Genomic DNA, 23,686 nt, shown 5'->3' with positions numbered 1-23,686 from the left:
CGCGAATCCGCCCCAGTAGACGCCCGGCCCGATTTCGGGTCGACGGTTTGGCTCAGCTTGACTGGAAGAACCCTGTGAGCGGGTGATTGACCGCTCAGCGAACGGCACAGTACGGTGGAACAACTATTTGGTACCACGTGGACGGGGAAACGGATCGGTGACGACGCAACAGGCTGTGGAGCTGTACTACGACCCGTTCGACAACGACATCGACGACGATCCCTACCCCATCTGGAAGCGGATGCGCAGCGAGGCGCCGCTCTACTACAACGAGAAGTACAACTTCTATGCGCTGAGCCGCTGGGACGACGTGGCCCGCGAACTGCCCAACTGGCAGGCCTATCGGTCCGGGCGGGGCACGACGGCCGACATCCTGTTCAGTGGCATCGAGGTTCCGCCGGGCATCCTGCTGTTCGAGGACCCCCCGCTGCACGATCTTCATCGTCGGCTGCTGTCGAAAGTCTTCACGCCGCGCCGGATGCTGGCCGTCGAGGACCTGGTGCGCGACTTCTGTGCGAAGGCGCTGGATCCCCTTCGCGGGCAGGACGGTCTGGACTTCGTTGCCGACCTCGGGGCGTTCATGCCGATGCGGACCATCGGTTATCTGCTGGGCATTCCAGAGGAGGGGCAGGAGCAGATCCGCGCGGGCACCGACAAGAACATCGCGCTGTCCGACGACACCACCGATGTGAGTGCGACGGTCTTCGCGGATGCCCTGGCGATGTTCGCCGAGTACATCGAGTGGCGGTCCACCCATCCCTCCGACGACCTGATGACCGAGTTGCTCAACGCCGAGATCGACGAACCCGACGGCACCCGGCGCAAGCTGGAACGTACCGAGGTGCTCGCATACACCGCGATGATCGCCGGCGCCGGCGGCGAAACCACGGCTCGGCTCATCGGTTTCATGGGCCAGCTGCTCGGCGAGCATCCGGACCAACGCCGGGAACTCGTGGCCGATCCGGGCCTGATCCCGAAGGCGGTCGAGGAGACATTGCGCTTCGAACCGCCGTCACCGGTGCAGGCCCGGTATGTCGCCCAGAACGTCGAGCACTACGGGCAGGCCATCCCCGAGGGCTCGTACATGTTGCTGCTCAACGGATCGGCCAATCGTGACGAGTCGAAGTTCACCGATCCCGACCGGTTCGACATCCACCGCACCGGCGGACACCTGAGCTTCGGGCAGGGCCTGCATTTCTGTCTGGGGTCGGCGCTGGCCCGGCTGGAGGCCCGGGTGGCCTTCGAGGAGGTGCTCAAGCGGTGGCCAGACTGGGAAGTGGACTACCCCAACGCTTTCCGCGCCCACACGTCCAGCGTTCGCGGATGGGCGCGGCTGCCGGTCAAGTTCTAGAGGGTCGTGCTGCCGCCGCCGCCAGTACCGCGGTCACCACCGGCACAGTGAGCGTGAGCACCACCACCGACGCCGAACGCGGGGCGAAGATCGGTGTCAGATCGGTGGCTCCGATCTCGAAGAAGAGCCGATCCAGATCAGTCCAGCCGAAGATGCCTTGCGCCACCGTGAGAATGCAACCGGCGATCACGGCGTACCGGCCGGCGGTGGCACCGAAGGAGATCAGCACTGCACCGAGAATCAGCGTCAGTGCCGCGACTGCCGCGGCGATCGGTGGTTCCACCATCGCCAGCGCCCATGTCGCGCTCGGCGAAGTCGGCAGCAGGTCCGTCAAGTTCGAGACATAATGCAAGCTGTCGTCGAACTGCCTTGTGACCAGCCACAGCTGGTAGGCGGCCATCGCTACAGCCGGTGCCGCGACGAGCAGGTTGGCCCACCGGCTGGGCTGGGGTGTGGCGACCTCTGGACCGCCTGCAGTGCAACGAGATTCGCTCGACACGAAGGGTGCGACGATCAGCGTGGCGATGGCCAGGGCAAACCACACCCAACGATGCACCCCGAGCATGCTCTGAGCGGACGACATGGCCCATACACCCAACTCGATCAGCGACAGCACGATCACCGCCACGCTGGCCGCGATCACCACGACCCGTCCCCGCGGGTTGCGCCGTTCCAGCAGCACTGCACCGGCGAACAGCGCCACCGTCACCGCACCCAGCGCGACAAGGTTGAAGATCGAGTGGCAGAAGCGAAGCGGGTTGAAGCTGAAGCCGTAGCCGATGGCGTACCAGGCCACGATCAGCGCACGCAGTGTCGCGACGATTCCCAGGACACCACTGACACAGGTCAGGGCAATCGCGGTCAACGCAGTGGGGCGCATCGCGCAAACCTAACAGCGGTCACCGTGCGGACCGGACGCCTATCGGCGCGCGCTCCAGCGTCCGGTCGCGGGCAACACGGTGAACAGGATGGCGGCCAGCGGTAGGGCCGGCATCGCGTAGACGACGGGATGCAGTCGGGCCCCGGCGATGAACAGACTGCCGAAGATCAGCAGGCCGATGACCGCACCGACGACGACCAGGAGCCTGCCCATCCGGCGCCGCAGCAACAATGCGATGAGCCCGCCGATGGTTGCTGCAGCCGAGATCGCCGCCAGGAAACCGATGGCGACGCAGAACAATCGGTCGGTGCGCCACCACCCTGCGATCAGGTCCGTGGCGATCACGCCGGTGGCCCAGCCGCTGAGGATGGCCAACGTGGCCGCCACGATCGCCGTGCGCGGATTGGCACCCGCCGGGGTGCGCGGGACGATCACGGGCCGGGCGCGGGGCACATAGCTCGTGCTGGCGTCGTCGTCCGCGCGGCCGATCAGGCTGGTCTGGGGCTCCGCGCTGCCCGCGGTGGGAATGGCACCGGTGGGATGACGCCGGATGATGCTTGTGTGGGGATCGTCGGCCACGGGTACGGGCCGGGAAACCGGGTCCTGCGGCTGACGCCGGATGATGCGGGTGCGGTCGTCGTCCTCGTCAGGGTGATCGGCTGGTATCTGACCGTCGTCGCTCACTCAGCCAACATAGCTGCCGAGGCTGAGGCCTCGCTTTGACAGCCACGGCACCGGATCGATGCGGCTGGTGCCGTTCTGCAGCACCTCGAAATGCAGGTGGGGGCCGGTGGAATAGCCCCGGTTTCCGACGGTGGCGATCTGGTCGCCGGCCATCACCCGGTCGCCCACGCTGACGAGCCACGTGTTGATGTGACCGTAGAGCGTGACGGTGCCGTCGGCATGGCGGAGTTTGACCCACGCGCCGTAGCCGGCGGTCGGGCCCGAGGCGATGACGACTCCGTCGGAGACCGCCACGATCGGGGTGCCGATCGGGCTCGCGAGGTCGATGCCGGCGTGCAGCACGCCCCAGCGGTAGCCGAAGTTCGAGGTCCAGACGTAACCCTTGGTGGGCATGACGAACAGTGGGCGCGACAGCCGGGCCTCGCGCTCGGCGCGTTCCTGGGCGAAGGCGGCGGCCTTCGTGATCTCTTCGGCGTGCACCGAGGTGTCGGCGGTCGAGGAGACCGAGACGATCTGCATGCCGTCCACCGAGCCGGTGACGGAGGCGCCTTCGATGTGGCTGCCCTCGGAGGCCAGGATCGTGTCGTCGGCGTTGGTCTCGGTGGGATTACTGAGCGAGTAGGCGCCGGCGGCGGTGGCACCCGCGGCCATGGCGGCGATCATCAGGCGGCTCTTGACGGCGCCGGCGTGCTCCTTGCGGTGGGCACCGCGGCGGCCGGACAGGTTGATCACGTCGGTGGCGGCGACGCCGTCGCTCACGTCGGTGTGGCTGTCGCGGTACGCGTAACGAGAGCCGCGCTCGGTGCCGGCCTCGGGACGGAAGCGGGAGGGGACGGCGAGGCGGACGGGTACCAGGTCGTCGGTGTCGTTTAGATCGTCGAGCTCCGGGGCATAGATGACGTTGGATTCGTGATCGTCCGATCCGTGATCATCCTGGCCGGGAGGGGCATCGAACGCTTCGAAAGCGCTGAAGGGGATGACGTCGGTGATCTCCGCAGCGTCCAGTTCGTCAGGGGAAACCCGGCGCCTGCGGCGGCGCGCGTCCGTCGGCACTCCTCGCGGAGCTGCGGACGAACGATGCTGCGGCAAGACTCGAGAATCCTTCTTCGTCGTGACCTGAACGTTATCTGGACCAGAGGCACGTTAACCAAATCCCAATGATGGTGGCAACTTATGGGTCTATTCCGCGTCGGAATGTGATCCGTATCACCTCCCATGGGCGGTGAGATCTACCACATGAGCCGGAGGCGATGCTAGCCCATCACTCGGTGATGGATAAAGTGCCAGCGGGCCCGTCAGAGGTATGCGGACCGGGCAGCTTCGAAGCGCGCTAGAAGCCAAGCAGACAGACAACGCCTATCTAGGAAGCACATGGATCTCTTCGAATATCAGGCAAAAGAGCTGTTCGCCAAGCACAACGTCCCCACGACCCCGGGCCGCGTGACCGACTCGGCCGAGGACGCCAAGGCGATCGCCACCGAAATCGGCAAGCCCGTGATGATCAAGGCACAGGTGAAGGTCGGCGGCCGCGGTAAGGCCGGCGGCGTGAAGTACGCAGCCACCCCTGAGGACGCCCTCGAGCACGCGACCAACATCCTCGGTCTCGACATCAAGGGTCACGTCGTCAAAAAGTTGCTGGTGGCCGAGGCGAGCGACATCGCCGAGGAGTACTACATCTCCTTCCTGCTCGATCGTTCCAACCGGACCTACCTGGCCATGTGCTCGGTCGAGGGCGGCATGGAGATCGAGGAAGTCGCCGCGACCAAGCCCGAGCGGCTGGCCAAGGTTCCCGTCGACGCCGTCAAGGGTGTCGATCTGGCCTTCGCACGCTCGATCGCCGAGCAGGGTCACCTGCCCGCCGAGGTGCTCGACGCCGCGGCCGTGACCATCCAGAAGCTGTGGGAGGTGTTCGTCGGCGAGGACGCCACCCTGGTTGAGGTCAACCCGCTGGTGCGTACGCCCGACGACCAGATCCTGGCCGTGGACGGCAAGGTCACCCTGGACGCCAACGCCGACTTCCGTCAGCCCGGCCACGCCGAGTTCGAGGACAAGGACGCGACCGATCCCCTGGAGCTCAAGGCCAAGGAGAACGACCTCAACTACGTCAAGCTCGACGGCGAGGTGGGCATCATCGGTAACGGTGCCGGTCTGGTCATGTCGACGCTGGACGTGGTCGCCTACGCGGGCGAGAAGCACGGCGGCGTGAAGCCGGCCAACTTCCTCGACATCGGCGGCGGCGCCTCGGCCGAGGTCATGGCCAACGGCCTCGACGTCATCCTGAACGACAGCCAGGTCAAGAGCGTGTTCGTCAACGTGTTCGGCGGCATCACCGCCTGTGACGCGGTGGCCAACGGCATCGTCAAGGCGCTGCAGATCCTCGGTGACGAGGCCAACAAGCCGCTCGTCGTCCGCCTGGACGGCAACAACGTCGAAGAGGGCCGGCGCATTCTGGCCGAGGCCAACCATCCCCTGGTTGTCCAGGCCGAGACCATGGACGCAGGCGCCGACAAGGCCGCCGAGCTGGCGAACAAGTAAGGGACTGCTGCAATGTCGATCTTTTTGAACAAGGACTCCAAGGTCATCGTCCAGGGCATCACCGGCGGCGAGGGCACCAAGCACACCGCTCTGATGCTCAAGGCCGGCACCCAGGTCGTCGGCGGCGTGAACGCCCGCAAGGCCGGAACCACCGTGTCCCACAAGGACAAAGACGGCAACGACGTCGAGCTGCCCGTGTTCGCCTCGGTCGCCGAGGCCATGAAGGAGACCGGCGCTGACGTGTCGATCGCCTTCGTGCCGCCGGCGTTCTCCAAGGACGCCATCATCGAGGCCATCGACGCCGAGATCCCGCTGCTGGTGGTCATCACCGAGGGAATTCCGGTGCAGGACAGCGCCTATGCGTGGGCCTACAACGTCGACAAGGGCGAGAAGACCCGCATCATCGGTCCGAACTGCCCCGGCATCATCACCCCCGGTGAGTCGCTGGTCGGCATCACGCCGAACAACATCACCGGCAAGGGCCCGATCGGCCTGGTGTCGAAGTCGGGCACGCTGACCTACCAGATGATGTACGAGCTGCGCGATCTCGGCTTCTCGACCGCCATCGGCATCGGTGGCGACCCGGTCATCGGCACCACCCACATCGACGCCATCGAGGCGTTCGAGAAGGATCCCGAGACCAAGCTGATCGTGATGATCGGTGAGATCGGTGGCGACGCAGAAGAGAAGGCCGCGGCCTACATCAAGGCGAATGTGACCAAGCCGGTCGTCGGCTACGTCGCGGGCTTCACCGCTCCCGAGGGCAAGACGATGGGCCACGCCGGCGCCATCGTGTCCGACGGTGCGGGCACCGCCGCCGGCAAGCAGGAGGCCCTGGAGGCCGCGGGCGTGAAGGTCGGCAAGACGCCGTCCGAGACCGCCGCCAAGGCGCGCGAGCTGCTCGCAAACCTGTAAGTCTGTGCAACGGAAAGGCCCCCGCTACGGCGGGGGCCTTTTCTTTTGGCGCGAGCGTGCGCTCGGCGTGCCGGCTAGACGCGCCCGCCCAGGTGCTCGGCGAGGAAGCGTTCGACGGCGTGGTACATGTCGATCTGGTTGTCGGGGTTGAGGAATCCGTGGCCTTCGTCTTCCTTGACCATGTATTCGACCTCGACCCCACGCTTGCGCAGCGCTTCGACCAGGTTGTCGGACTCGGCCTGCACTACACGAGAGTCGTTGGCGCCCTGGACAACCAGCAGCGGCGTGCAAATCTGATCGACCTTGGTGATGGGGGAGCGGGCCAGCATGTCGGCCTCCTGCTCAGGATCGTTGTGATTCCCGACGTAGAGGTGCCAGTTGTTGGCCAGGAACGGCCGGGCCACATTCGGCAGCGTGCGCATGAAGTTGGCCAGGCTGGAGATCCCGACGTAATCGACCGCCGCGGCGAAGACGTCCGGAGTGAACGTCACGCCGACCAGCGCAGCGTAACCGCCGTACGAGCCACCGAAGATCGCCACCTTGTCGCGGTCGGCATAACCTTGCTTGACAGCCCAGTCCACCGCGTCGATGAGATCGTCGTGCATCTTGCCGGCGAACTCGCCGATCGCAGCCTTGGTGAACGCCTTGCCGTAGCCCGTCGAGCCGCGAAAGTTGACCTGTAGCACCGCATATCCGCGGTTGGCCAGCATCTGCACGTCTGGCTGGAAGCTCCAGCAATCCCGAGACCACGGGCCGCCGTGCACCAGCAGGACCAACGGCAGATCGGTCGGCTCGACACCGACGGGCAAGGTCAGATACGAGTGCAGATCCAGCCCATCGCGTGCGGTAATGGTCACCGGCGTCATCGGTGCTAATGAATCTGAATTCAGATTCGGATACGGCCGGAACAGCAGCCGACTCTCGCCGGTGGAGTGGTCGTAGAAGTAGGTCGCCCACGGGTGGCGGTCATGGGTGAAACTGGCCACCCATCGCTGGCCGCTGTCGTCGGAGGAGATGCCCCCGAGGTCGCCATCGGACAGTTTGGTCAGATTCTCCAGTACCGCAGCGAAATTCGGGTCGAGAGCATGAATCACCTGGCGTTCCCCGTAGTAGCGGGCGCCGATCAGTTCGCCCGTGCGCTCGCTCAGGATGAACGGCGACGGTAACACCATCTGGTTGCCCAGGTCGAACGTAGGGTGGCTGTCCATCTCGGTCTCTGAACCGGTGGCCACGTCGATGCGGGCCAGCCGGGTCCTGTCGGTACCCTCATTTGATCCGAGCCAGATGCCGGTGCCGTCCGGGGAGATGGCGACCGGGAAGATACCCAGCGGGTAATCGGTGCCGTCGTAGACCTTGATGGGTCGCAATGATGCTGTGGCCGAGTCCCATTGCGATATCTCGACGTCGCCGTCGGCCGTCAACGTGTTGGTGAACAGGTCACCGTTGGGGGCGCACAGCCACATGATGACATTGCCGGGGTTCTCGGCGAGAAGGGTGAGTTCTCCTGTCGCGATGTCGAGTTCGTACGCATCGACCAGTTCGGGATTGCGGTTGTTGGTCTGCACGATCGCTTTTCCGGGTCGGCCCTTGGTGAGGTCGAAGCTCGCCCTGGCTCCCGGAAACGGTGTGAGATCCACTGCGGCGGTGTCGGGGTTATCCAGGTCGATCCGGTAGACGTGGAAATTCTCGTCGCCGCCGTTGTCCTGCATGTAGAGCAGCCATCGTGGATCGTCGGTCCATTGGTAGATGTAGACGCTGCGGATTTCATCCGCGGTGACACAGCGTGGCGGAGTGTCACCGTCGAGGTCTTGGATCCATACGTTGAGGCGGTTCTTCCACGGCGCCAGATAGGCGATCTTGGTTCCGTCGGGCGAGATCCTGGCAGCTGTGCGCTCGGGCGGGCTGAAGAATTCCTCCACCGAGATGAGTTCGGGCAACGCCATGACGTTCCTTTCGCGGGTGTGGACAAGCTCTTTCGAGATGGGTTAGGACGCGACAGGGCCGCCGAGGCGCCCGTTGGTGGCGTCGCGGATCGCCCGGTCGATCAGCGAGAGTGCCTGCTCCTCGGTGACCGTCTTCCCCTCGACGATCACTGCTACGCTGACGTCCTCATCGACAACGCGGAACGCCCCGGTGACGGCGGCGGCGCAGAGTCGCACGGTGAGATCATCGGCGGGCAGGTTCAATCGGTCGGCGATCACCGGGATGAAGCCCTGCTCCATCCGGTCATGCACCATGAGGTAGGCAGTGCGCAGTGCCGGTTCCGATGGTGTCATGGTGGCGATCCGCATCGCGCTGATCTCATCGGCTATGTCCTGGGGCGCCAGCGGATGTGAAATCCCGTCGGCGGCAAGATGTTCGGCCAACGACAGGTCGTGCGGCCAGCGGTTCAAGATGGCGATGAACCGGTCGGCGGACTTGGCCAGCACTGGTTCGACGCAGCTCTCCTTCGCGCGGAAGTAGCGCCAGATCGTGCGCGTCGAAAGCCCTGCCGCCGCGGCGATGTCGTCACCGCTGGTCGCGGCGACGCCTTGCTCCCAGAACAACTTGCAGGCGTGTCGCGACACCTCGAGACGAGCCTGCTCCTGCTTTTCGCCCATCGACTCACCTTCCAGAACTTGTCACTTAGTGACAGCACCAATGTGTCACTAAGTGACAGCGCCGTCAAGGTGTGCTGGTCAGGGTGGGTTTTGTTTCGCCGTTTTCTACGGCAGGGTTGTGCTTGCGCACGGAAAACAACCAGGACGTCGACATCGACGACGCGTTGCCCGAGCTACTGTCGCCCGGCCGCCAGCAGGCCCGCCGAGGCGAACTTCAAACCGCTGCGAAGCTCGTCGAGCTGGATCGGGTCCTCGCTCTCGATGTAGCGCGTCGTAGTGGCCACGGCCATGTTGAAGAACAGCCACGCCAATGCCCGTGGGCTCAGCTCGTGGCGGTACTGGTCCCGGTAGTGCGCCATGTGCAGGGTGGTCATCGCCAGCAGCGTCGCGTTCAGCCCTGAGGCGTTTTCCAAGGTGCGCGCATAGTCCGGCCGGTCGGCGACGTAGCGGATCAACTTCCGGTTGGCGATCGTGAAGTCGATCAGGATGTCGATCGACGCCTGCATCGCATCTTGTGGCTGCTCGAGGGTGACCGACCGGAGCATGTCCTCGATCAGCGGCGCCTGCTCGGCGGCGAGCTGCTCGATCGCGGCATGGATGAGCTCTTCTTTGTTGGCGAAGTACTGGTAGATCGATCCCTTGCTGACGCCGGCCCGCGCCGCGACGGCGTTGGTGGTGATCTGATCGGGGTCGGTCTTCTTCAGCATCTTCACCGTCGTCGCGATGATTTTTGCGACCATCTCACGAGAACGCTCCTGCTGGGGCAGCTTGCGCTGCGCTGAAGTGCGGGTTTCCATTTCTGCCTCTGAGTTCAAATGCGACTTGAATGCGACCTGATGGTCAGATTACCGTCGGCTCACGCTCAAGGAGGTGCGCTGCATATGACCGCCACTACGGACGCCGTCAACCCGGTCGTCGACGAATCCGTTGACATCGAACTGGTTCCGCTCGACTCGCTGACCGGTGTGCACACCGGCCGGTGGACGTTCCTGATCGTCGACGGGGCGGCGTTCATGATGCAGGCGATGCATCCCGTCATCGCAGAGATCACCGGCCGCTATTCGGCTGCGTTCCACGGCGATCCGGGTGGGCGGGCGATTCGCAGCGTCGACTCGGTGCTGCGGTGGACCTATGGCGGCACCGAGGCGGTCGCCGAGGGGAACCGGGTGCGCGCTCTGCACCAGCCCATCACGATGAAGAGCGCCGAGACCGGGAAGCAGATCAGCGCGCTCAATCCCGAGGCATATCAATGGGTGATCGCCACCGGCTACATCGTCAACGCCGAAGGCGGGGGCAAGCTGCTGATCGGACGCGACTTCACCGACGATGAAAAGGACGAGTTGCTGCGCGACAACCGCCGACTCGCGCGACTGCTGCACGTGCCGATGGGCGGCTATCCGACGACGCGTGCCGAGATGGCCGACTACTACGAGGCGATGATCGACAAGTTGGAGGGCACGCCCCAGGCCTTGCAACTGATCGAGGAGATGCAGACCGGCAACGTCGAGCTGCCGCCGTCGGTGCCGAAGCTGTTGCATCCCTTGGTGCGTCGGGCGCTGCGCCCGGCGCTGCGGTTCAACTACCTGTCTGTTGTCGGGCTGCTCGAGCCCCGGCTGCGGGCCAAGCTCGGTGTCACGTGGAGCGACGACGAAGAGCGTCAACTTCAGCGCATCTACACCGTCATCCGCGCTGCCTACCGCATCCTGCCCGATCGGCTCACCTACTTTCCGCTGGCCTATCACGCGCGGAAACACCATGAGTGCCTTGAGAAGATGAAGCAGCGCCAGCAGAAGTCCTTCGCGTACAACCTGTCAGAAGGTCCAGCTGCCAGAGGGTTGTAGGACGAACCCGTGCTTGTGGTCGGCGTCGATGCAGGCCACCAGGTTGTTCTTGCCGACCACGCAAGTGCTGTTGTCTCCTACTAGTTTCTTGCCGGTGGTGATGGGTTTCCACCTCGCGGTTGTACACGCACCGTCGGAGCGGGCGAACATGTACGGCGCATTGCTAGGCCCATCTTCAGGCTTGTACACCCTCGGGCAGCCGTCGCCAGTGACAGAGGTGGGAACGCCATCGATGGAGCCGCCGCAGACGACTGACTTGTGCGGGCCGTGATCGAGCAGGCAATGCACTTGCTCGGGGCTGACGAATGCCGTTCCACCCAAGTTGAAGTCCATACGGTCAACGACGCTGAACTTGTTCAGATCGGGGAACCCATTTGGCGGGGCTGGCAGTTCCGGCGGTGACGAGCACGCGGCAAGCACCGTTACGAGGACAGCTAGGTTTCGGGTGCGCTTCATCAGAACACCCAACTTCCAGAGGGTTGTAGGACGAAACCGTGATCGGTTTGTGGATTGATACACGCGGTGAGTCCGCTCTCGCCGACCACACACGTGCTGCCGGTTAGGGAGTCGGTCAGTTTCTGTCCAGGATTGAGCACCTTGTCTTGCGCGGGCTCGCAGTTGCCGTTGTCGGCGCTGAATGTGAATTGTCGATCGTCACCCTTCTGATGAACCGACGCGCAGGATCCGCTTTGGCCGGACGGCAGTCCCGGAATGGCCCCGTTGCACCACGATCCAGGTCCGGTTGCGCAGTTCAGACCGTCTGGCGTCCTGAAGAAGGAGTAGACGTTCGCCCAGCGCTCAGCGTATGAGAAGGGACGGCTGAACTGTGCAGCGTCGACTTCCGTGAAACTGCTGAGGTCAGGAAACCCCTGCGGTTGAGCGCTGGCCTTGGGCGCCGCCGTCGCAGAGCATGCCAAGCCCAATGCGATGACTGAAGCCGATGCATACAGTCGCATCCGAAACGTGGCGTGCATGGCATTTGCCTCCGCTAGTGCTGGACCGTGATTTCAGTTCTATACGTCTGCGGGTTGTACGGCATATTGCCTTTCCCGTTCCAATCAGGCGGTCGTTCCCAGGTACTCACCCGGAGTTGCACTGTCTCGTTGCCCGTGACGGGGTCGTACACAGTGTCGACGACGGTGGGACCATAGGGCGCTGCTCCACCGGGCCAACCAGAGCCGGGCGGGAAAAGCGGAGTTGCTTTCGCGTGTAGTAATCCTTCGGGGGTGGCAGCTGTGATGGCGCCGATCGGCTGATCGTCGGGCACGTTCTTGTTGAAGTTATCGGAACCGACCAACATGAATCCGCCGCCCTTGAGCGCAACGAGTTGACTTTCCCGGTCTCCGGGCAGCCCTGCGATCTCTCCCTGCGGTTTGAGGGTGTGGATCCATCCGTCTGGGTCTGCGGGATTGATCTCGTCCGATACGTACAACATGCGCGTTCGATCACCTGGATGCGGGCCGGTGTTTCCGACAATGATCATGCGGTTCGACTTCGGGTCGTACACGCCGCTCGCTTGCGAAATGCCAGACAGCACGTCAATGCGCTGCGATGGATTGGCTAGGTCCACCACAGTCGTGTCGGCGGTGGCGTATTCAGGATTCGGGTCCCCGTTGGGAAGTTCGTATGGAACTTCGCTGTATAGCGCATATTGCTTGCCATCGGGGCCGACGATGGTGCCGGTTGGAAGCGGCCGTACTTTGTCCTCGCCGTTTTGGTTCGCCTCGATCTCCAACGGATTCCTTTCGCCGTTCAATGTGGGGTAGCCAGTACGGCCGTCGCCGCTGATCTCGATACCGGTGCCGGGCAGTGTGGAATTCAGGTCTGCTGCTTTGCTTTCGGGCCTCAGTGGGCCTGGCAGTCCGGTGATCTGCGGGCGACCGGACTTTCCGGTATCCGGACCTCCTTCCTTACCGCCTTCAAGATCGAACTCGCGCAGCTTCGCCGTCATGCCGTCGAGTTGGTTAGCGACCTTCTGATCGGCGAACTCCAACACCGTTGCCTTGGCGTGAATGTCGGCTTGTGCGTGCTTCGCCCGCAGTTTTCGCATCAGAGCCAGGGCGGGGCTGATGATCCACGGCATGCGGTCGGTGACAGTCAGATCCTCACTCACCGAGAAGAACTGGTCCTCAGCGTTCTTGATCGCGTTGACCGCATCGCTCTTGGCCATGTCGATAGATTCCGCTCCAGACTTGGCGATTCCTGCCGCCTGCCGCATCAAGTCGAGTGCGCCTTGGATTTTGGCCATGTTTTCGGCCAGCTTGTCGTTTGCGCGGTCGGAGGCTGCGCCCGTCCAGGGGACGCCGCCGACCGTGCTCTGCGCCTTGCTGTAGTGCTCTCCGACGATGGTGGCAGCGCGTTCCCACCCGAGTGCGGCTGATCTCAGGTGGCCCGTCGTCCACCCCTCGACACGGGAACGTGTCAGCATCTCGACCCAGCTCCTACCTGGCTGGGTTCATCGTGTTGATAACTGCTCGGGCGTTGACCGAGTCGGTCGCATCGTAGAAGCGCGCTGCCTGGGCGATGTTGTCGGCAAAGCTGAGCAGGTTGGCGGAGCATTCGCTCATCACGTGATTGGTCGCAGCTGTGAGGGCAACAGTGGCCTTCGCTGACGGTTGATCTGCCGGAGTCTGCCACTCGTGTGTGAGTGAATGGTCGAGTTCGTCGCTGGACGCGGCAAGTTCCCTGGCGGCGCTGTTCAGCGCCGCGGTGTCGACTCTCAATGGCTGCGTCACCCATCCACCCTAATGCTGCTGATGAGGCCAGATCCGCACCGATTTCCCTCTCGAAACAGCAATCGGTTAGCCTCGCGAATTAACAGCTGTCAAGGAGATTGTCATGGTCGATCCGCGCACCCCCGTCATCGTCGGCGTCGGGCAGTTCACCGAACGCATCGACCTCGACGGCTACCGCGGGATGTCCTCGGTCGAGCTGGCCACCGAGGCGGCACGGGCAGCCGTGCACGACTGCGGAGCCGACACCGCCGCCGTAGCACAGGCCATCGACACCGTCGCGGGTACGCGGCAGTTCGAGATCTCCGGTCCGCAGACGCCCACGCTGGGGATATCCAACAACTACCCGCGCTCGGTGGCGCGCAACGTCGGCGCCGAGCCGGCCCGCGCGATCCTCGAGGTGATCGGCGGCCAGAGCCCGCAGCACCTGGTCACTGAGTTCGCCGGAGCCATCGCGGCGGGCGAGGCCGAGGTGGTGCTGCTGTTCGGTTCGGAGAACACCTCGACACTGCGGCATTTCTCCAAGCGCGACGACAAGCCGGACCACTCCGAGACGGTCGACGGCCAGTTGGAGGACCGCGGCTTCGGTTACGACGGCATCTTCGACGAGTACACGATCCAACACGGTCTGATCGGTGCACCGGTGCAGTACGGCTTGTTGGAGAACGCGCGCCGGGCCCGGCAGGGGCTGTCTGTCGCGGACTACCGACAGGCGATGGCCGAGCTGTTCGCACCGTTCTCCAAGGTGGCCGCCAAGAACCCGTATTCGTCTGCGCCGATGGAGCGTTCGGCCGAGGAGCTGGCCACCGTCACCGAGAGCAACCGGATGATCTGTGACCCGTATCCGCGCATGATGGTGGCGCGCGATCAGGTCAACCAGGGCGCCGCCGTGCTGCTGATGTCGGTCGAGTCTGCCCAGAAACTCGGTGTGCCCGAAGAGAAGTGGGGGTACCTACGCGGCCACGCCGACATGAAGGAAATCAAGCTCCTGGAGCGTGCCGAACTCGGTTACAGCGAAGCCGCGGTGATCGCCGTCAACGAGGCGCTGAGGGTCGCCGGCATCACCCTCGACGACGTCGCCGCGTTCGACCTCTACAGCTGCTTCCCGTTCCCCGTCTTCAACATCTGCGACGGCACCGGTCTGGCGCCCGACGACGAACGCGGCCTGACCCTCACCGGCGGCCTGCCGTTCTTCGGTGGCCCGGGCAACAACTACTCGATGCACGGTATCGCCGAGGCCGTCAATGAAATGCGCGACAAGCCAGGGAAATTCGCGCTCGTCGGAGGCAATGGCGGCATCGCGAGCAAGTACTCGGTCGGCATCTACTCCACCGAGCCGGCCGACTGGGCGGCTGACGGCAGCGCCGCTCTGCAGGCCGAGTTCGACGGTCAGGAGCGCGTCGCCATCACCGAAAAGGCCGACGGCCCGGCGACTATCGAGACCTACACCGTCCGCTACGACTGGACGCCGCGCACCGGCATCATCATCGGCCGTCTGGATTCCGACGGCAGCCGCTTCCTGGCGACGACGACCGACGAAGCGCTGGTGCAGTTGCTCTCCGATGGGGAACCGTTGGGCGCGTCGATCATCGTGAAGTCCGGCGAGAAGCGGAACACCGCGACGCCGGCATAAGCCGACCTGTTGGCGGAACCACGAAATCAACGCCATGGTCGTTCTCGTCGACTTGCCTTCAAGGGGTGGATGCAACAGCACTTGATTGTGATCGAGGAGTGCTGTTATGTCGGTTCCACCGCGGAGGTCTGTTGTTGAACAGTTCTGGGCCCATATCAGCGAGGGTCATCTCGCACGGGAAGCGGCTGTAGCCGTTGGCGTGTCGGAAACGACCGGAGTTCGCTGGTTTGGTGACGCTGGCGGGGTGAAGCCCCTATTTACGACCCCAAAGAAGTCGGGACCGCGGCCGCGATTGAACCTGGCCGATCGGATCCGAATCCAGATCGGCGTGAGCAACTACGAATCGCTGAACTCGATCGGGCGAAGTCTGCACAGGCCGGCATCGACGATCAAATATGAGATCGATGTCAACGGCGGTCCGGTCAGCCTCAACGGCGGCAAATCCGGCTATCGGCGCAAAGAACGCTTCGGGGCTCGCCAAAGCGGCCGCACCGCAGTGGTTAAGTACGACGCGCTGATCGCCCAAGCTCGTTGCGATGCACGCGCACGGCGGCCCAAGCCGGGCAAGCTGGCCACCCATGAACGGCTGCACGATGAAGTGCAGGCGCGGCTGCTCGAGGAACACAGCCCTGCTCAGATCGCCCACCGGTTACCGTTGGAATTCCCCGACGATCTGGAGATGCGGGTGTCTCACGAGGCCATCTATCAGTCGATTTACGTGCAGGGCAAGGGAAATCTGCGCCGCGAGCTGCACACGTGTCTGCGTACCGGGCGGGCCCTGCGTAAACCCCAACGGCGCCCTGAGGAGCGCCGAGGCCGCATCCGCGACATGGTCAACATCAGCAAGCGTCCACCCGAGGTCGCCGACCGTGCGGTACCTGGGCACTGGGAAGGCGATCTGATTACCGGAGCCGAGAATAAGTCAGCGATCGGCACCCTGGTCGAACGCACGACTCGGTTCGTGCTGCTGCTGCACCTTCCCGATGATCATGGGGCGCTGGCTGTGCAGGAGGCGATCGTGGCCAAAATGGCGCAGCTTCCCGCGATCCTGCGCAAAACTCTGACCTGGGATCAGGGCGTCGAGATGTCCAACCACATCGAGATCGCCAAGGCGGCCGACCTCGATATCTACTTCTGCGATCCGCACTCCCCATGGCAGCGCGGCACCAACGAAAACACCAACGGACTGTTGCGCCAATACTTTGCCAAAGGCACCGACCTATCGGTGTTTCCCGCCGACTACCTCGACTACGTGGCCGCCAAACTCAACAACCGGCCACGCCACACTCTGGGCTGGAAAACACCGGCCGAAACCCTCGACGAACTACTCTCAAACCCACCTAAACCACCCGCTGTTGCATCCATCGCTTGAAACCGCCCGAACGTTTACGACCATGGCGTTGATTTCGGCGCGTCGGCCGCAACGGCGCGTGAGGCGCGCCCCAGAAACTAGACCAACGTCGCGAGCTTGCCCGCGAGCCGCTCGACGTATGCCGACACCTCGGCCTCGGACTTGTCGGGCAGGCCGAACAGTACTTCGGTGACGCCCAGTTCACGCCAGTGCGCGAGCTTCTCCGGGTCCGGCTTGAAGTCCAGCGCCACGATCTGCGGCGCACCGTCTCGCCCGGCGGCGGCCCAGGTGTCCTGCAGCAGCTTGACGGGCTCGTCGATGTTGAAGTCGCGCGGTGTGGTGATCCAGCCGTCGGCCGACTTGGCGATCCACTTGAAGTTCTTCTCGGTGCCGGCTGCTCCGACCAGGACCGGGATGTGGGACTGCACGGGCTTGGGCCAGGCCCACGACGGCCCGAAGTTCACGAATTCGCCTTCGTAGGAGGCCTCTTCCTGGGTCCACAGTGCGCGCATGGCTTCCAGGTATTCGCGCAGCATGGTGCGGCGCCGGCCCGGGGGAACGTTGTGGTCAGTGAGTTCGTCGGTGTTCCAACCGAATCCGACGCCCAGTGACACGCGTCCGCCGGACAGGTGGTCCAGGGTGGCGATGGATTTGGCCAGCGTGATCGGGTCGTGCTCGACGGGCAGCGCGACGGCCGTCGACAACCGCACCCGCGAGGTCACCGCGCACGCGGTGCCCAGCGATACCCATGGATCGAGGGTGCGCATGTAGCGGTCGTCGGGCAGAGACTCGTCACCGGTGGTCGGGTGAGCGGCCTCCCGCTTGATGGGGATGTGGGTGTGCTCGGGGACGTAGAACGTCGTGAAGCCGTGATCGTCGGCGAGTTTGGCGGCCTTGGCCGGGGCGATGCCGCGGTCACTGGTGAAGAGAACAAGCCCATAGTCCATGACCAGAATTAGAACGTGTTTCAGTCTCAGTAGCAAGACGGTGCGTCTCGTGGGGCGGTGGGGCGAAGAGAAAACTTCACCGCGAGCGATACCCGCGACGTGCGCCGATGCGTTTGCTGGGATCACCGGCATGACGACCGAACGCATCGCCGACCACGTCAAGTTCGCCTACTGGGTGCCCAACGTCAGTGGCGGCCTGGTCACCAGCGATATCGAGCAGCGCACCGACTGGAACTACGAGTACAACAAGAAACTCGCGCAGACCGCGGAGGTCAACGGCTTCGAGTACGCGCTGTCGCAGGTTCGCTACGAGGCCAGCTACGGCGCGGAGTACCAGCACGAATCCACCAGTTTCAGTCTCGCCCTGTTGCTGGCCACCCAGAAGCTCAAGGTCATCGCCGCAGTTCATCCGGGTCTCTGGCAGCCGGCGGTGTTGGCCAAGCTCGGTGCCACCGCGGACCACCTCAGCAATGGCCGCTTCGCCGTCAACGTCGTCTCCGGCTGGTTCAAGGACGAGTTCACCCACCTGGGTGAACCCTGGCTCGAACACGACGAGCGCTACCGGCGCAGCGCGGAATTCCTGCAGGTTCTCCGCAAGATCTGGACCGAGGACGACGTCGATTTCCGCGGCGACTTCTACCGGATCCACGATTTCACGCTCAAGCCCAAGCCGCTCAACACCCCCGAGCGTCCCAACCCCGAGCTGTTCCAGGGCGGCAACTCGACCGCGGCCCGTCGTAACGGCGGCTATCACGCCGACTGGTACTTCTCCAACGGCAAAGACTTCGACGGCCTCACCGAACAGCTCGTCGAGGTACGCGATCACGCGCGCAACGCAGATAGAGAGGTGAAGTTCGGTCTCAACGGGTTCATCATCGCCCGCGACACAGAGAAAGAGGCGAAGGAAGTCCTCCGCGAAATCGTGGCCAAGGCCAACAAGCCCGCGGTCGAAGGCTTCCGCAGTGCGGTGCAACAGGCCGGCAACTCCACGGGTGACAAGAAGGGTATGTGGGCCGATTCCAGTTTCGAAGATCTGGTGCAGTACAACGACGGCTTCCGCACCCAGCTGATCGGCACACCTGAGCAGATCGCCGAACGCATCGCCGCCTACCGCAAACGTGGCGTGGACCTGATCCTCGGCGGGTTCCTGCATTTCCAAGAGGAAATCGAGTACTTCGGTGCCAACGTGCTGCCGCTGGTTCGCGAAATCGAGGCAGCCGAAACAGATTCCGCTGACGCACCCGTCCTGGTATCAGCTTGAGACCGCGCTGACACCACGCACGCGCGCCCGGCACCCAGGCGGGTGCGCTAGCGTGGAAGATCGAATCGCTCACGTGGTCGGTATTCATGCCTGCGTGAACACACGTCGCGAAGCTTGATAGCACAGGAGAGGTCATGACCTACCCGCCCAGTAATCCCGGATACCCGCCGCCGAACCCGCAGTCGGGTTCGCAGTTCGACGCCACCCAGCAGTTCGCCAAGGCGGTCCCCGCACCGGCTCCGGCAGCCCCGGCAGCGGCCCCGGCCGCCGCGCAACCCGGCGAGAACAAGCTGCCCGAGATCCTGCTGGCAGTCGTGGCCATCGCCGGCCTGCTCATCTACTTTGTGAGCTTCGCCCTCGATGCCTCGACCTCGCAGGGAATGGTCGTGCTCGTCGCGCTGCCACTGTTGGCAGGTCTTTTGGCCGGTGTCAGCCTGCTGCCCAAGCAGAACAAGTACACGGGAGTGGTCGCAGCCATCGCGACGATTCCGTTCTTGTTCGTGATCGGCGCCGTGGTGTCCAGCGGTGGATCGGCCGACTGGACCATCTGGGTTCTCCTGGTCCTCACTCTGGTCCAGGCCGGTGCCGCCATCGCCGCGCTCCTGTTCGAAGCGGGCATCATCACGCCCCCGGCGCCCAAGCCGCAGTTCGACCAGCAGCCGCAGTACGGCCAGTACGGTGGCCCGTCGCAGTACTACGGTCAGCAGCACCAGCCGCAGCACGGTGGCCAGCCCTACCAGCAGGCTCAGCCGCAGCAGCCCGGATATCCCTCGCAGTACGGCGGCTACTCCGGCGGCCCGAACACCGGTGGCTACCCCGTGCAGTCCCCGCAGGGCCAGCAGGGTCAGCAGCCGAGCGGTCCGCCGACGCCTCCGACCGGCTACCCCACCTACGGCCAGCCACAGCAGTCGGGCTCCTCGGCGCCCTCCGGCGCTCCGGCACAGCAGCCGCCTTCACAGCAATCTGGCCCTGCGCCGTCGTAAGCTGATCGGCGCGTGCGCTTCCCGCGCACGCGCCGATCATTGCGAGGAGCAGCCCACCAAGTGAGTAACCGGCCAGTCGGCACCCGCCAGGCGCGTGAGTTGCTCCGGGTCGCGTTCGGGCCGTCCGTCGTCGCGCTGGTGGTCATCGCCGCGGTTGTGTTGTTGCAACTACTGATCGCCAACAGCGATATGACGGGCGCGCTCGGTGCGATCGCCAGCATGTGGCTGGGCGTGCACCAGGTGCCAGTCTCCATCGGCGGCCGCGAGCTGGGTGTGATGCCGCTGCTGCCGGTGATGGCGATGGTCTGGGGCACCGCGCGCACGACCGCCGCGGCCACCGCCCCGAATTCCTCCTGGTTCGTCACCCGCTGGGTCGTCGCCTCGGCATTGGGCGGGCCCATTCTGATCGCGGCCCTCCTGCTGGCCGTCATCCATGACGCCGCCTCGGTCATCGGCGAACTACAGACCCCCAATGCCCTGCGGGCTTTCTGCAGCGTGCTGCTGGTGCACGTGATCGGTGCGCTGATCGGCGTCGGGTCCAAAGTGGGTCGACGTACGTTGGCCGTCCTGCCGCTGCCGGATTGGCTGCCCGACGCGATCCGGGCCGCCGTCGCCGGCGTCCTCGCCCTGTTCGGGCTTTCCGGTGCGGTGACTGCGGTGTCCCTGGTCGTGCATTGGGGCACGATGCACGATCTGTTCGCGATCACCGACAGCCTGTTCGGCCAGCTCAGCCTGACGCTGTTGTCGATCCTCTATATCCCCAACGTGATCGTGGGGGCTTCTGCCATTGCAGTGGGATCCAGCGCCCATGTCGGGTTGGCTGCCTTCAGTTCGTTCGCTGTGTTCGGCGGCGACATTCCCGCGGTGCCGGTGCTGGCCGCGGTGCCCACGCCGCCGCTGGGCCCGATCTGGGTGGCGCTCCTGATCGTGGGGGCGGCGTCGGCCGTGGCGGTGGGTCAGCAGTGTGCACGACGGCCGCTCCCGATCGGGGCGGCTACCGGGAAGTTACTGGTGGCCTCGGCGCTGGCCGCGGTGACGATGGCGCTGGCCGGTTTCGCCGGTGGCGGTCGGCTGGGCAATTTCGGTTCCGTCGGGGTGGATCAGGCGACGTTCGCGCCTGCGGTGTTCCTGTGGTTCGTCGGGATCGGCGGACTGACGGTGGCGATGTCCGGCGGACTGACCCGCAAGCCCCGACCGGTGGCCCCGCCCAAGCCGGAGCCCGAGCCGGTAGCCCCGCAGCCCGAACCAGAGGTTGAGGAAGAGCCTGAAACCGACGTCGTCGACGAGGACGTCGTCGCCTACGACGAGCCAGACCCGGAACCGGAGCTCGAACCCGACGAGCCGCTGGTGTCCTGGTCGGCCGAGGAGACGCAGGCCGACGAGCCCGCGCCCGAGTACGTCGATCGGTATGTCGAGTACGACGACGTGCAGGAAACCGTCCACGAACCCAGCCCCCGGCGTTATGAAGACCTCGATGACGATCCCGAGGACCACTTCATCGTCGACGACATCCCCGACGACCCAGCGACCGGCGATCAGCCGCGCCGTGCGGGCGACTAGGCTGCTGCGCGTGCAGCAACCGTTACAAGTGCCTCCGAGTGCACCGGCACGGCTGGTAGTGCTGGCTTCGGGGACCGGGTCGTTGCTCGCCTCGCTACTGGCCGCCGCCGTCGACGACTATCCGGCGCGCGTCGTCGCAGTCGGCACCGACCGCAAATGTGCCGCGCTGGACATCGCGGCCGCGGCAGGGGTGCCGTCGTACACCGTGCGACTTGGCGATCATCCAGACCGCGGCGCCTGGGATACCGCGCTCACCGAGGCCACCGCCGAGCACCAGCCGGACCTGGTGGTCTCGGCCGGGTTCATGAAAATCTTGGGCGGCCAGTTCCTTTCCCGTTTCCCCGGCCGCGTCGTCAATACCCACCCCGCACTGCTGCCCGCGTTCCCCGGGGCGCATGCGGTGCCCGAGGCGTTGGCGTACGGCGTGCGGGTGACGGGCTGCACGGTGCATCTCGTGGACTCCGGCATGGATACCGGGCCGATTCTGGCCCAGCAGGCCATCGAGGTGCTCGATGATGACACCGAAGAGACTTTGCATGAGCGCATCAAGGTGGTCGAACGTCGACTGCTGGTGGATGTGTTGGCCGCGCTGGCAACCCGCGGCGTGACCTGGACTGGACGAAAGGCGACCATCGGATGTTGAGGATGACAGCGTGAGCGAGAAGAAACCGATCCGGCGAGCGCTGATCAGTGTCTACGACAAGACCGGGCTGGCCGATCTGGCCCGCGGCCTGCACGAGGCGGGCGTGGCCATCGTCTCCACCGGGTCGACCGCCAAAACCATTGCCGCCGCCGGTGTTCCGGTGACCCCAGTCGAAGATGTCACCGGCTTCCCCGAGGTGCTCGACGGCCGCGTCAAGACCCTGCACCCGCGCGTGCACGCCGGCCTGCTGGCCGACACCCGCAAGCCCGAACACGTTGCGGCCCTGGCCGAGCTCGAGGTCGAGGCGTTCGAGCTCGTGGTGGTGAACCTCTACCCGTTCACCGAGACCGTGGAGTCCGGGGCGTCGGTGGACGAATGTGTCGAGCAGATCGACATCGGCGGGCCGTCCATGGTTCGCGCGGCCGCCAAGAACCACCCGAGCGTGGCCGTGGTCGTGGATCCGCTGGGCTATGACGGCGTGCTGGCCGCGGTCCGCGCGGGCGGTTTCACCCTCGACGAGCGGAAGAAGCTGGCGTCGTTGGCCTTCCGGCACACCGCCGAGTACGACGTGGCCGTTGCCGGCTGGATGGGGTCGACGCTGGCGCCCGCGGAAGATTCGGTGCCTGCGTCCTTGCCCCAGTGGTTCGGGGGTACCTGGCACCGCAGCGCGGTCCTGCGCTACGGCGAGAACCCGCATCAGCAGGCCGCGGTGTACCGCGACGACTCCGCGTGGCCCGGACTGGCCCAGGCCGAGCAGCTGCACGGCAAGGAGATGTCCTACAACAACTACACCGACGCCGATGCGGCGTGGCGGGCGGCGTTCGACCACGAAGAGATCTGCGTGGCGATCATCAAGCACGCCAACCCGTGTGGCATCGCGATCTCCTCGGAATCCGTCGCCGACGCGCATCGCAAGGCCCACGAGTGCGATCCGCTGAGCGCGTTCGGCGGCGTCATCGCCTCCAACACCGAGGTCAGTGTCGAGATGGCCGAGACCGTCGCCGACATCTTCACCGAGGTCATCATCGCCCCGGCCTATGAGGCCGGCGCAGTGGAAATCCTGGCGCGCAAGAAGAACATCCGCATCCTGGTGGCTTCCGAGCCTCTGGTCGGCGGCATCGAGCTGCGCCAGATCAGCGGCGGCGTCCTGCTTCAGCAGCGCGATGCACTCGACGCCGAAGGCGATGATCCCGCCAACTGGACCCTGGCCACCGGTGAGCCGGCCGATCCGCAGACGCTGAGCGATCTGGTCTTCGCCTGGCGGGCCTGCCGCGCGGTGAAGTCCAACGCGATCGTGATCGCCAAGGACGGCGCCACCGTGGGTGTCGGTATGGGACAGGTGAATCGCGTCGACGCCGCCGGACTGGCAGTGCAGCGTGCGGGCGACCGCGTGCCCGGTTCGGTCGGTGCCTCCGATGCCTTCTTCCCGTTCCCCGACGGCTTGGAGACGCTGACCAACGCTGGCGTCAAGGCTGTCGTGCACCCGGGTGGATCGGTGCGTGACGCCGAGGTGACCGCCGCCGCCGAGGCGGCGGGCATCACGCTCTACCTCACCGGTGCAAGGCATTTCGCGCACTAGTTTGGGGTCTCTTCGGACTGCCGCACCGCCTTTTTGCCGCCGCCCCTCACACTGCCGCACCGCCGTTTTCTACACCAGGGCTGTAGATCGCGTCTCAAAGTCAAGTGGTTAGCGCAACATCGGCTATGCGGCTTGGTTGATGAGGGTGGCGAGGCGTTGGGCGGGGGTGTCGTAGTCCAGGGTGGGCCGGG

At 64.9% G+C, this 23,686-nt stretch carries 21 protein-coding genes; 11 read left to right on the top strand and 10 right to left on the bottom strand.

The window, feature by feature from the left end; genetic code table 11:
- Positions 1-157 precede the first annotated feature (157 nt).
- Entirely contained in the window at positions 158-1,351 is a 1,194-nt protein-coding gene (locus AC4ELS_RS04040) for a cytochrome P450 (RefSeq protein ID WP_499046007.1), read from the top strand.
- Here AC4ELS_RS04040 and AC4ELS_RS04035 read toward each other — a convergent pair.
- From AC4ELS_RS04035 to AC4ELS_RS04025, 3 genes are read right to left on the bottom strand one after another with little or no spacing between them, the layout of a single operon-like run.
- Positions 1,341-2,231: a hypothetical protein gene (locus AC4ELS_RS04035; protein WP_499046004.1), complete on the bottom strand. Its 891-nt coding sequence runs from the start codon at positions 2,229-2,231 to the stop codon at positions 1,341-1,343. The genes AC4ELS_RS04040 and AC4ELS_RS04035 overlap by 11 nt on opposite strands.
- A 39-nt stretch (positions 2,232-2,270) precedes the next feature.
- Entirely contained in the window at positions 2,271-2,915 is a 645-nt protein-coding gene (locus tag AC4ELS_RS04030) for a hypothetical protein (protein WP_064959070.1), read from the bottom strand.
- Positions 2,916-4,004 (bottom strand): M23 family metallopeptidase, encoded by a 1,089-nt coding sequence (locus AC4ELS_RS04025; RefSeq protein WP_064959071.1) that lies wholly within the window; start codon positions 4,002-4,004, stop codon positions 2,916-2,918.
- Positions 4,005-4,286: 282 nt separating this feature from the next.
- Here AC4ELS_RS04025 and sucC point away from each other — a divergent pair, with 282 nt between their 5' ends.
- Positions 4,287-5,450: an ADP-forming succinate--CoA ligase subunit beta gene (gene sucC / locus AC4ELS_RS04020; RefSeq protein WP_499046000.1), complete on the top strand. Its 1,164-nt coding sequence runs from the start codon at positions 4,287-4,289 to the stop codon at positions 5,448-5,450.
- Between the two features lie 12 nt (positions 5,451-5,462).
- Positions 5,463-6,365, top strand: coding sequence for a succinate--CoA ligase subunit alpha (gene sucD / locus AC4ELS_RS04015; RefSeq protein WP_044520139.1), 903 nt, complete (start codon positions 5,463-5,465; stop codon positions 6,363-6,365).
- 74 nt (positions 6,366-6,439) lie between these two features.
- Here sucD and AC4ELS_RS04010 read toward each other — a convergent pair whose 3' ends face one another.
- The 3 genes from AC4ELS_RS04010 to AC4ELS_RS04000 form a co-directional block, all read right to left on the bottom strand.
- On the bottom strand, positions 6,440-8,308 hold the full coding sequence (locus tag AC4ELS_RS04010; RefSeq protein ID WP_499045997.1) for a S9 family peptidase: 1,869 nt from the start codon (positions 8,306-8,308) through the stop codon (positions 6,440-6,442).
- Positions 8,309-8,350: 42 nt separating this feature from the next.
- Positions 8,351-8,965 carry a TetR/AcrR family transcriptional regulator gene (locus AC4ELS_RS04005; protein ID WP_448441922.1) on the bottom strand — a complete coding sequence of 205 codons (615 nt, stop codon included), beginning with the start codon at positions 8,963-8,965 and terminating at the stop codon, positions 8,351-8,353.
- A 173-nt stretch (positions 8,966-9,138) separates the two neighbouring features.
- Complete coding sequence (locus AC4ELS_RS04000; RefSeq protein WP_448442377.1) at positions 9,139-9,705, bottom strand: TetR/AcrR family transcriptional regulator; 567 nt, start codon at positions 9,703-9,705, stop codon at positions 9,139-9,141.
- A 141-nt stretch (positions 9,706-9,846) separates the two neighbouring features.
- On the opposite strand from AC4ELS_RS04000, the gene AC4ELS_RS03995 reads away from it, so the two are divergent.
- Positions 9,847-10,806: an oxygenase MpaB family protein gene (locus tag AC4ELS_RS03995; RefSeq protein ID WP_064882563.1), complete on the top strand. Its 960-nt coding sequence runs from the start codon at positions 9,847-9,849 to the stop codon at positions 10,804-10,806.
- Here the strand turns inward: AC4ELS_RS03995 and AC4ELS_RS03990 are convergent.
- From AC4ELS_RS03990 to AC4ELS_RS03980, 3 genes are all read right to left on the bottom strand, one after another.
- The gene (locus AC4ELS_RS03990; protein WP_499045994.1) at positions 10,777-11,262 is read right to left on the bottom strand and encodes a hypothetical protein; all 486 of its coding nucleotides are present in this window, start codon (positions 11,260-11,262) and stop codon (positions 10,777-10,779) included. The genes AC4ELS_RS03995 and AC4ELS_RS03990 overlap by 30 nt on opposite strands.
- Before the next feature lie 532 nt (positions 11,263-11,794).
- Complete coding sequence (locus AC4ELS_RS03985) at positions 11,795-13,234, bottom strand: hypothetical protein (protein WP_499045992.1); 1,440 nt, start codon at positions 13,232-13,234, stop codon at positions 11,795-11,797.
- A 13-nt stretch (positions 13,235-13,247) separates the two neighbouring features.
- A complete protein-coding gene (locus AC4ELS_RS03980) occupies positions 13,248-13,541 on the bottom strand; it encodes a hypothetical protein (protein ID WP_499045990.1) in 294 nt (97 codons plus the stop codon).
- Positions 13,542-13,644: 103 nt separating this feature from the next.
- Here AC4ELS_RS03980 and AC4ELS_RS03975 point away from each other — a divergent pair, with 103 nt between their 5' ends.
- Together AC4ELS_RS03975 and AC4ELS_RS03970 are read left to right on the top strand one after the other, a co-directional pair.
- Positions 13,645-15,171 (top strand): acetyl-CoA acetyltransferase, encoded by a 1,527-nt coding sequence (locus AC4ELS_RS03975; RefSeq protein ID WP_499045988.1) that lies wholly within the window; start codon positions 13,645-13,647, stop codon positions 15,169-15,171.
- Positions 15,172-15,277: 106 nt separating this feature from the next.
- Complete coding sequence (locus tag AC4ELS_RS03970) at positions 15,278-16,543, top strand: IS30 family transposase (protein ID WP_448449198.1); 1,266 nt, start codon at positions 15,278-15,280, stop codon at positions 16,541-16,543.
- Positions 16,544-16,620: 77 nt separating this feature from the next.
- Here AC4ELS_RS03970 and AC4ELS_RS03965 read toward each other — a convergent pair whose 3' ends face one another.
- On the bottom strand, positions 16,621-17,469 hold the full coding sequence (locus AC4ELS_RS03965; protein WP_491839889.1) for an LLM class F420-dependent oxidoreductase: 849 nt from the start codon (positions 17,467-17,469) through the stop codon (positions 16,621-16,623).
- 130 nt (positions 17,470-17,599) lie between these two features.
- Here AC4ELS_RS03965 and sfnG point away from each other — a divergent pair, with 130 nt between their 5' ends.
- From sfnG to purH, 5 genes are all read left to right on the top strand, one after another.
- A complete protein-coding gene (gene sfnG, locus AC4ELS_RS03960; protein WP_064959077.1) occupies positions 17,600-18,730 on the top strand; it encodes a dimethylsulfone monooxygenase SfnG in 1,131 nt (376 codons plus the stop codon).
- A gap of 134 nt (positions 18,731-18,864) precedes the next feature.
- A complete protein-coding gene (locus AC4ELS_RS03955) occupies positions 18,865-19,713 on the top strand; it encodes a DUF5336 domain-containing protein (protein WP_448441929.1) in 849 nt (282 codons plus the stop codon).
- 60 nt (positions 19,714-19,773) lie between these two features.
- A complete protein-coding gene (locus AC4ELS_RS03950) occupies positions 19,774-21,273 on the top strand; it encodes a cell division protein PerM (RefSeq protein ID WP_499045985.1) in 1,500 nt (499 codons plus the stop codon).
- 10 nt (positions 21,274-21,283) lie between these two features.
- Positions 21,284-21,916, top strand: coding sequence for a phosphoribosylglycinamide formyltransferase (purN, locus tag AC4ELS_RS03945; RefSeq protein WP_463792891.1), 633 nt, complete (start codon positions 21,284-21,286; stop codon positions 21,914-21,916).
- 10 nt (positions 21,917-21,926) lie between these two features.
- A complete protein-coding gene (gene purH / locus AC4ELS_RS03940) occupies positions 21,927-23,495 on the top strand; it encodes a bifunctional phosphoribosylaminoimidazolecarboxamide formyltransferase/IMP cyclohydrolase (protein ID WP_064882573.1) in 1,569 nt (522 codons plus the stop codon).
- Positions 23,496-23,686: the final 191 nt, after the last annotated feature.

This window comes from Mycobacterium shunyiense (genome assembly GCF_058270035.1).
Note: the sequence above shows the minus strand (reverse complement) of the source record. Positions and strands in the feature narration are given on the sequence as shown.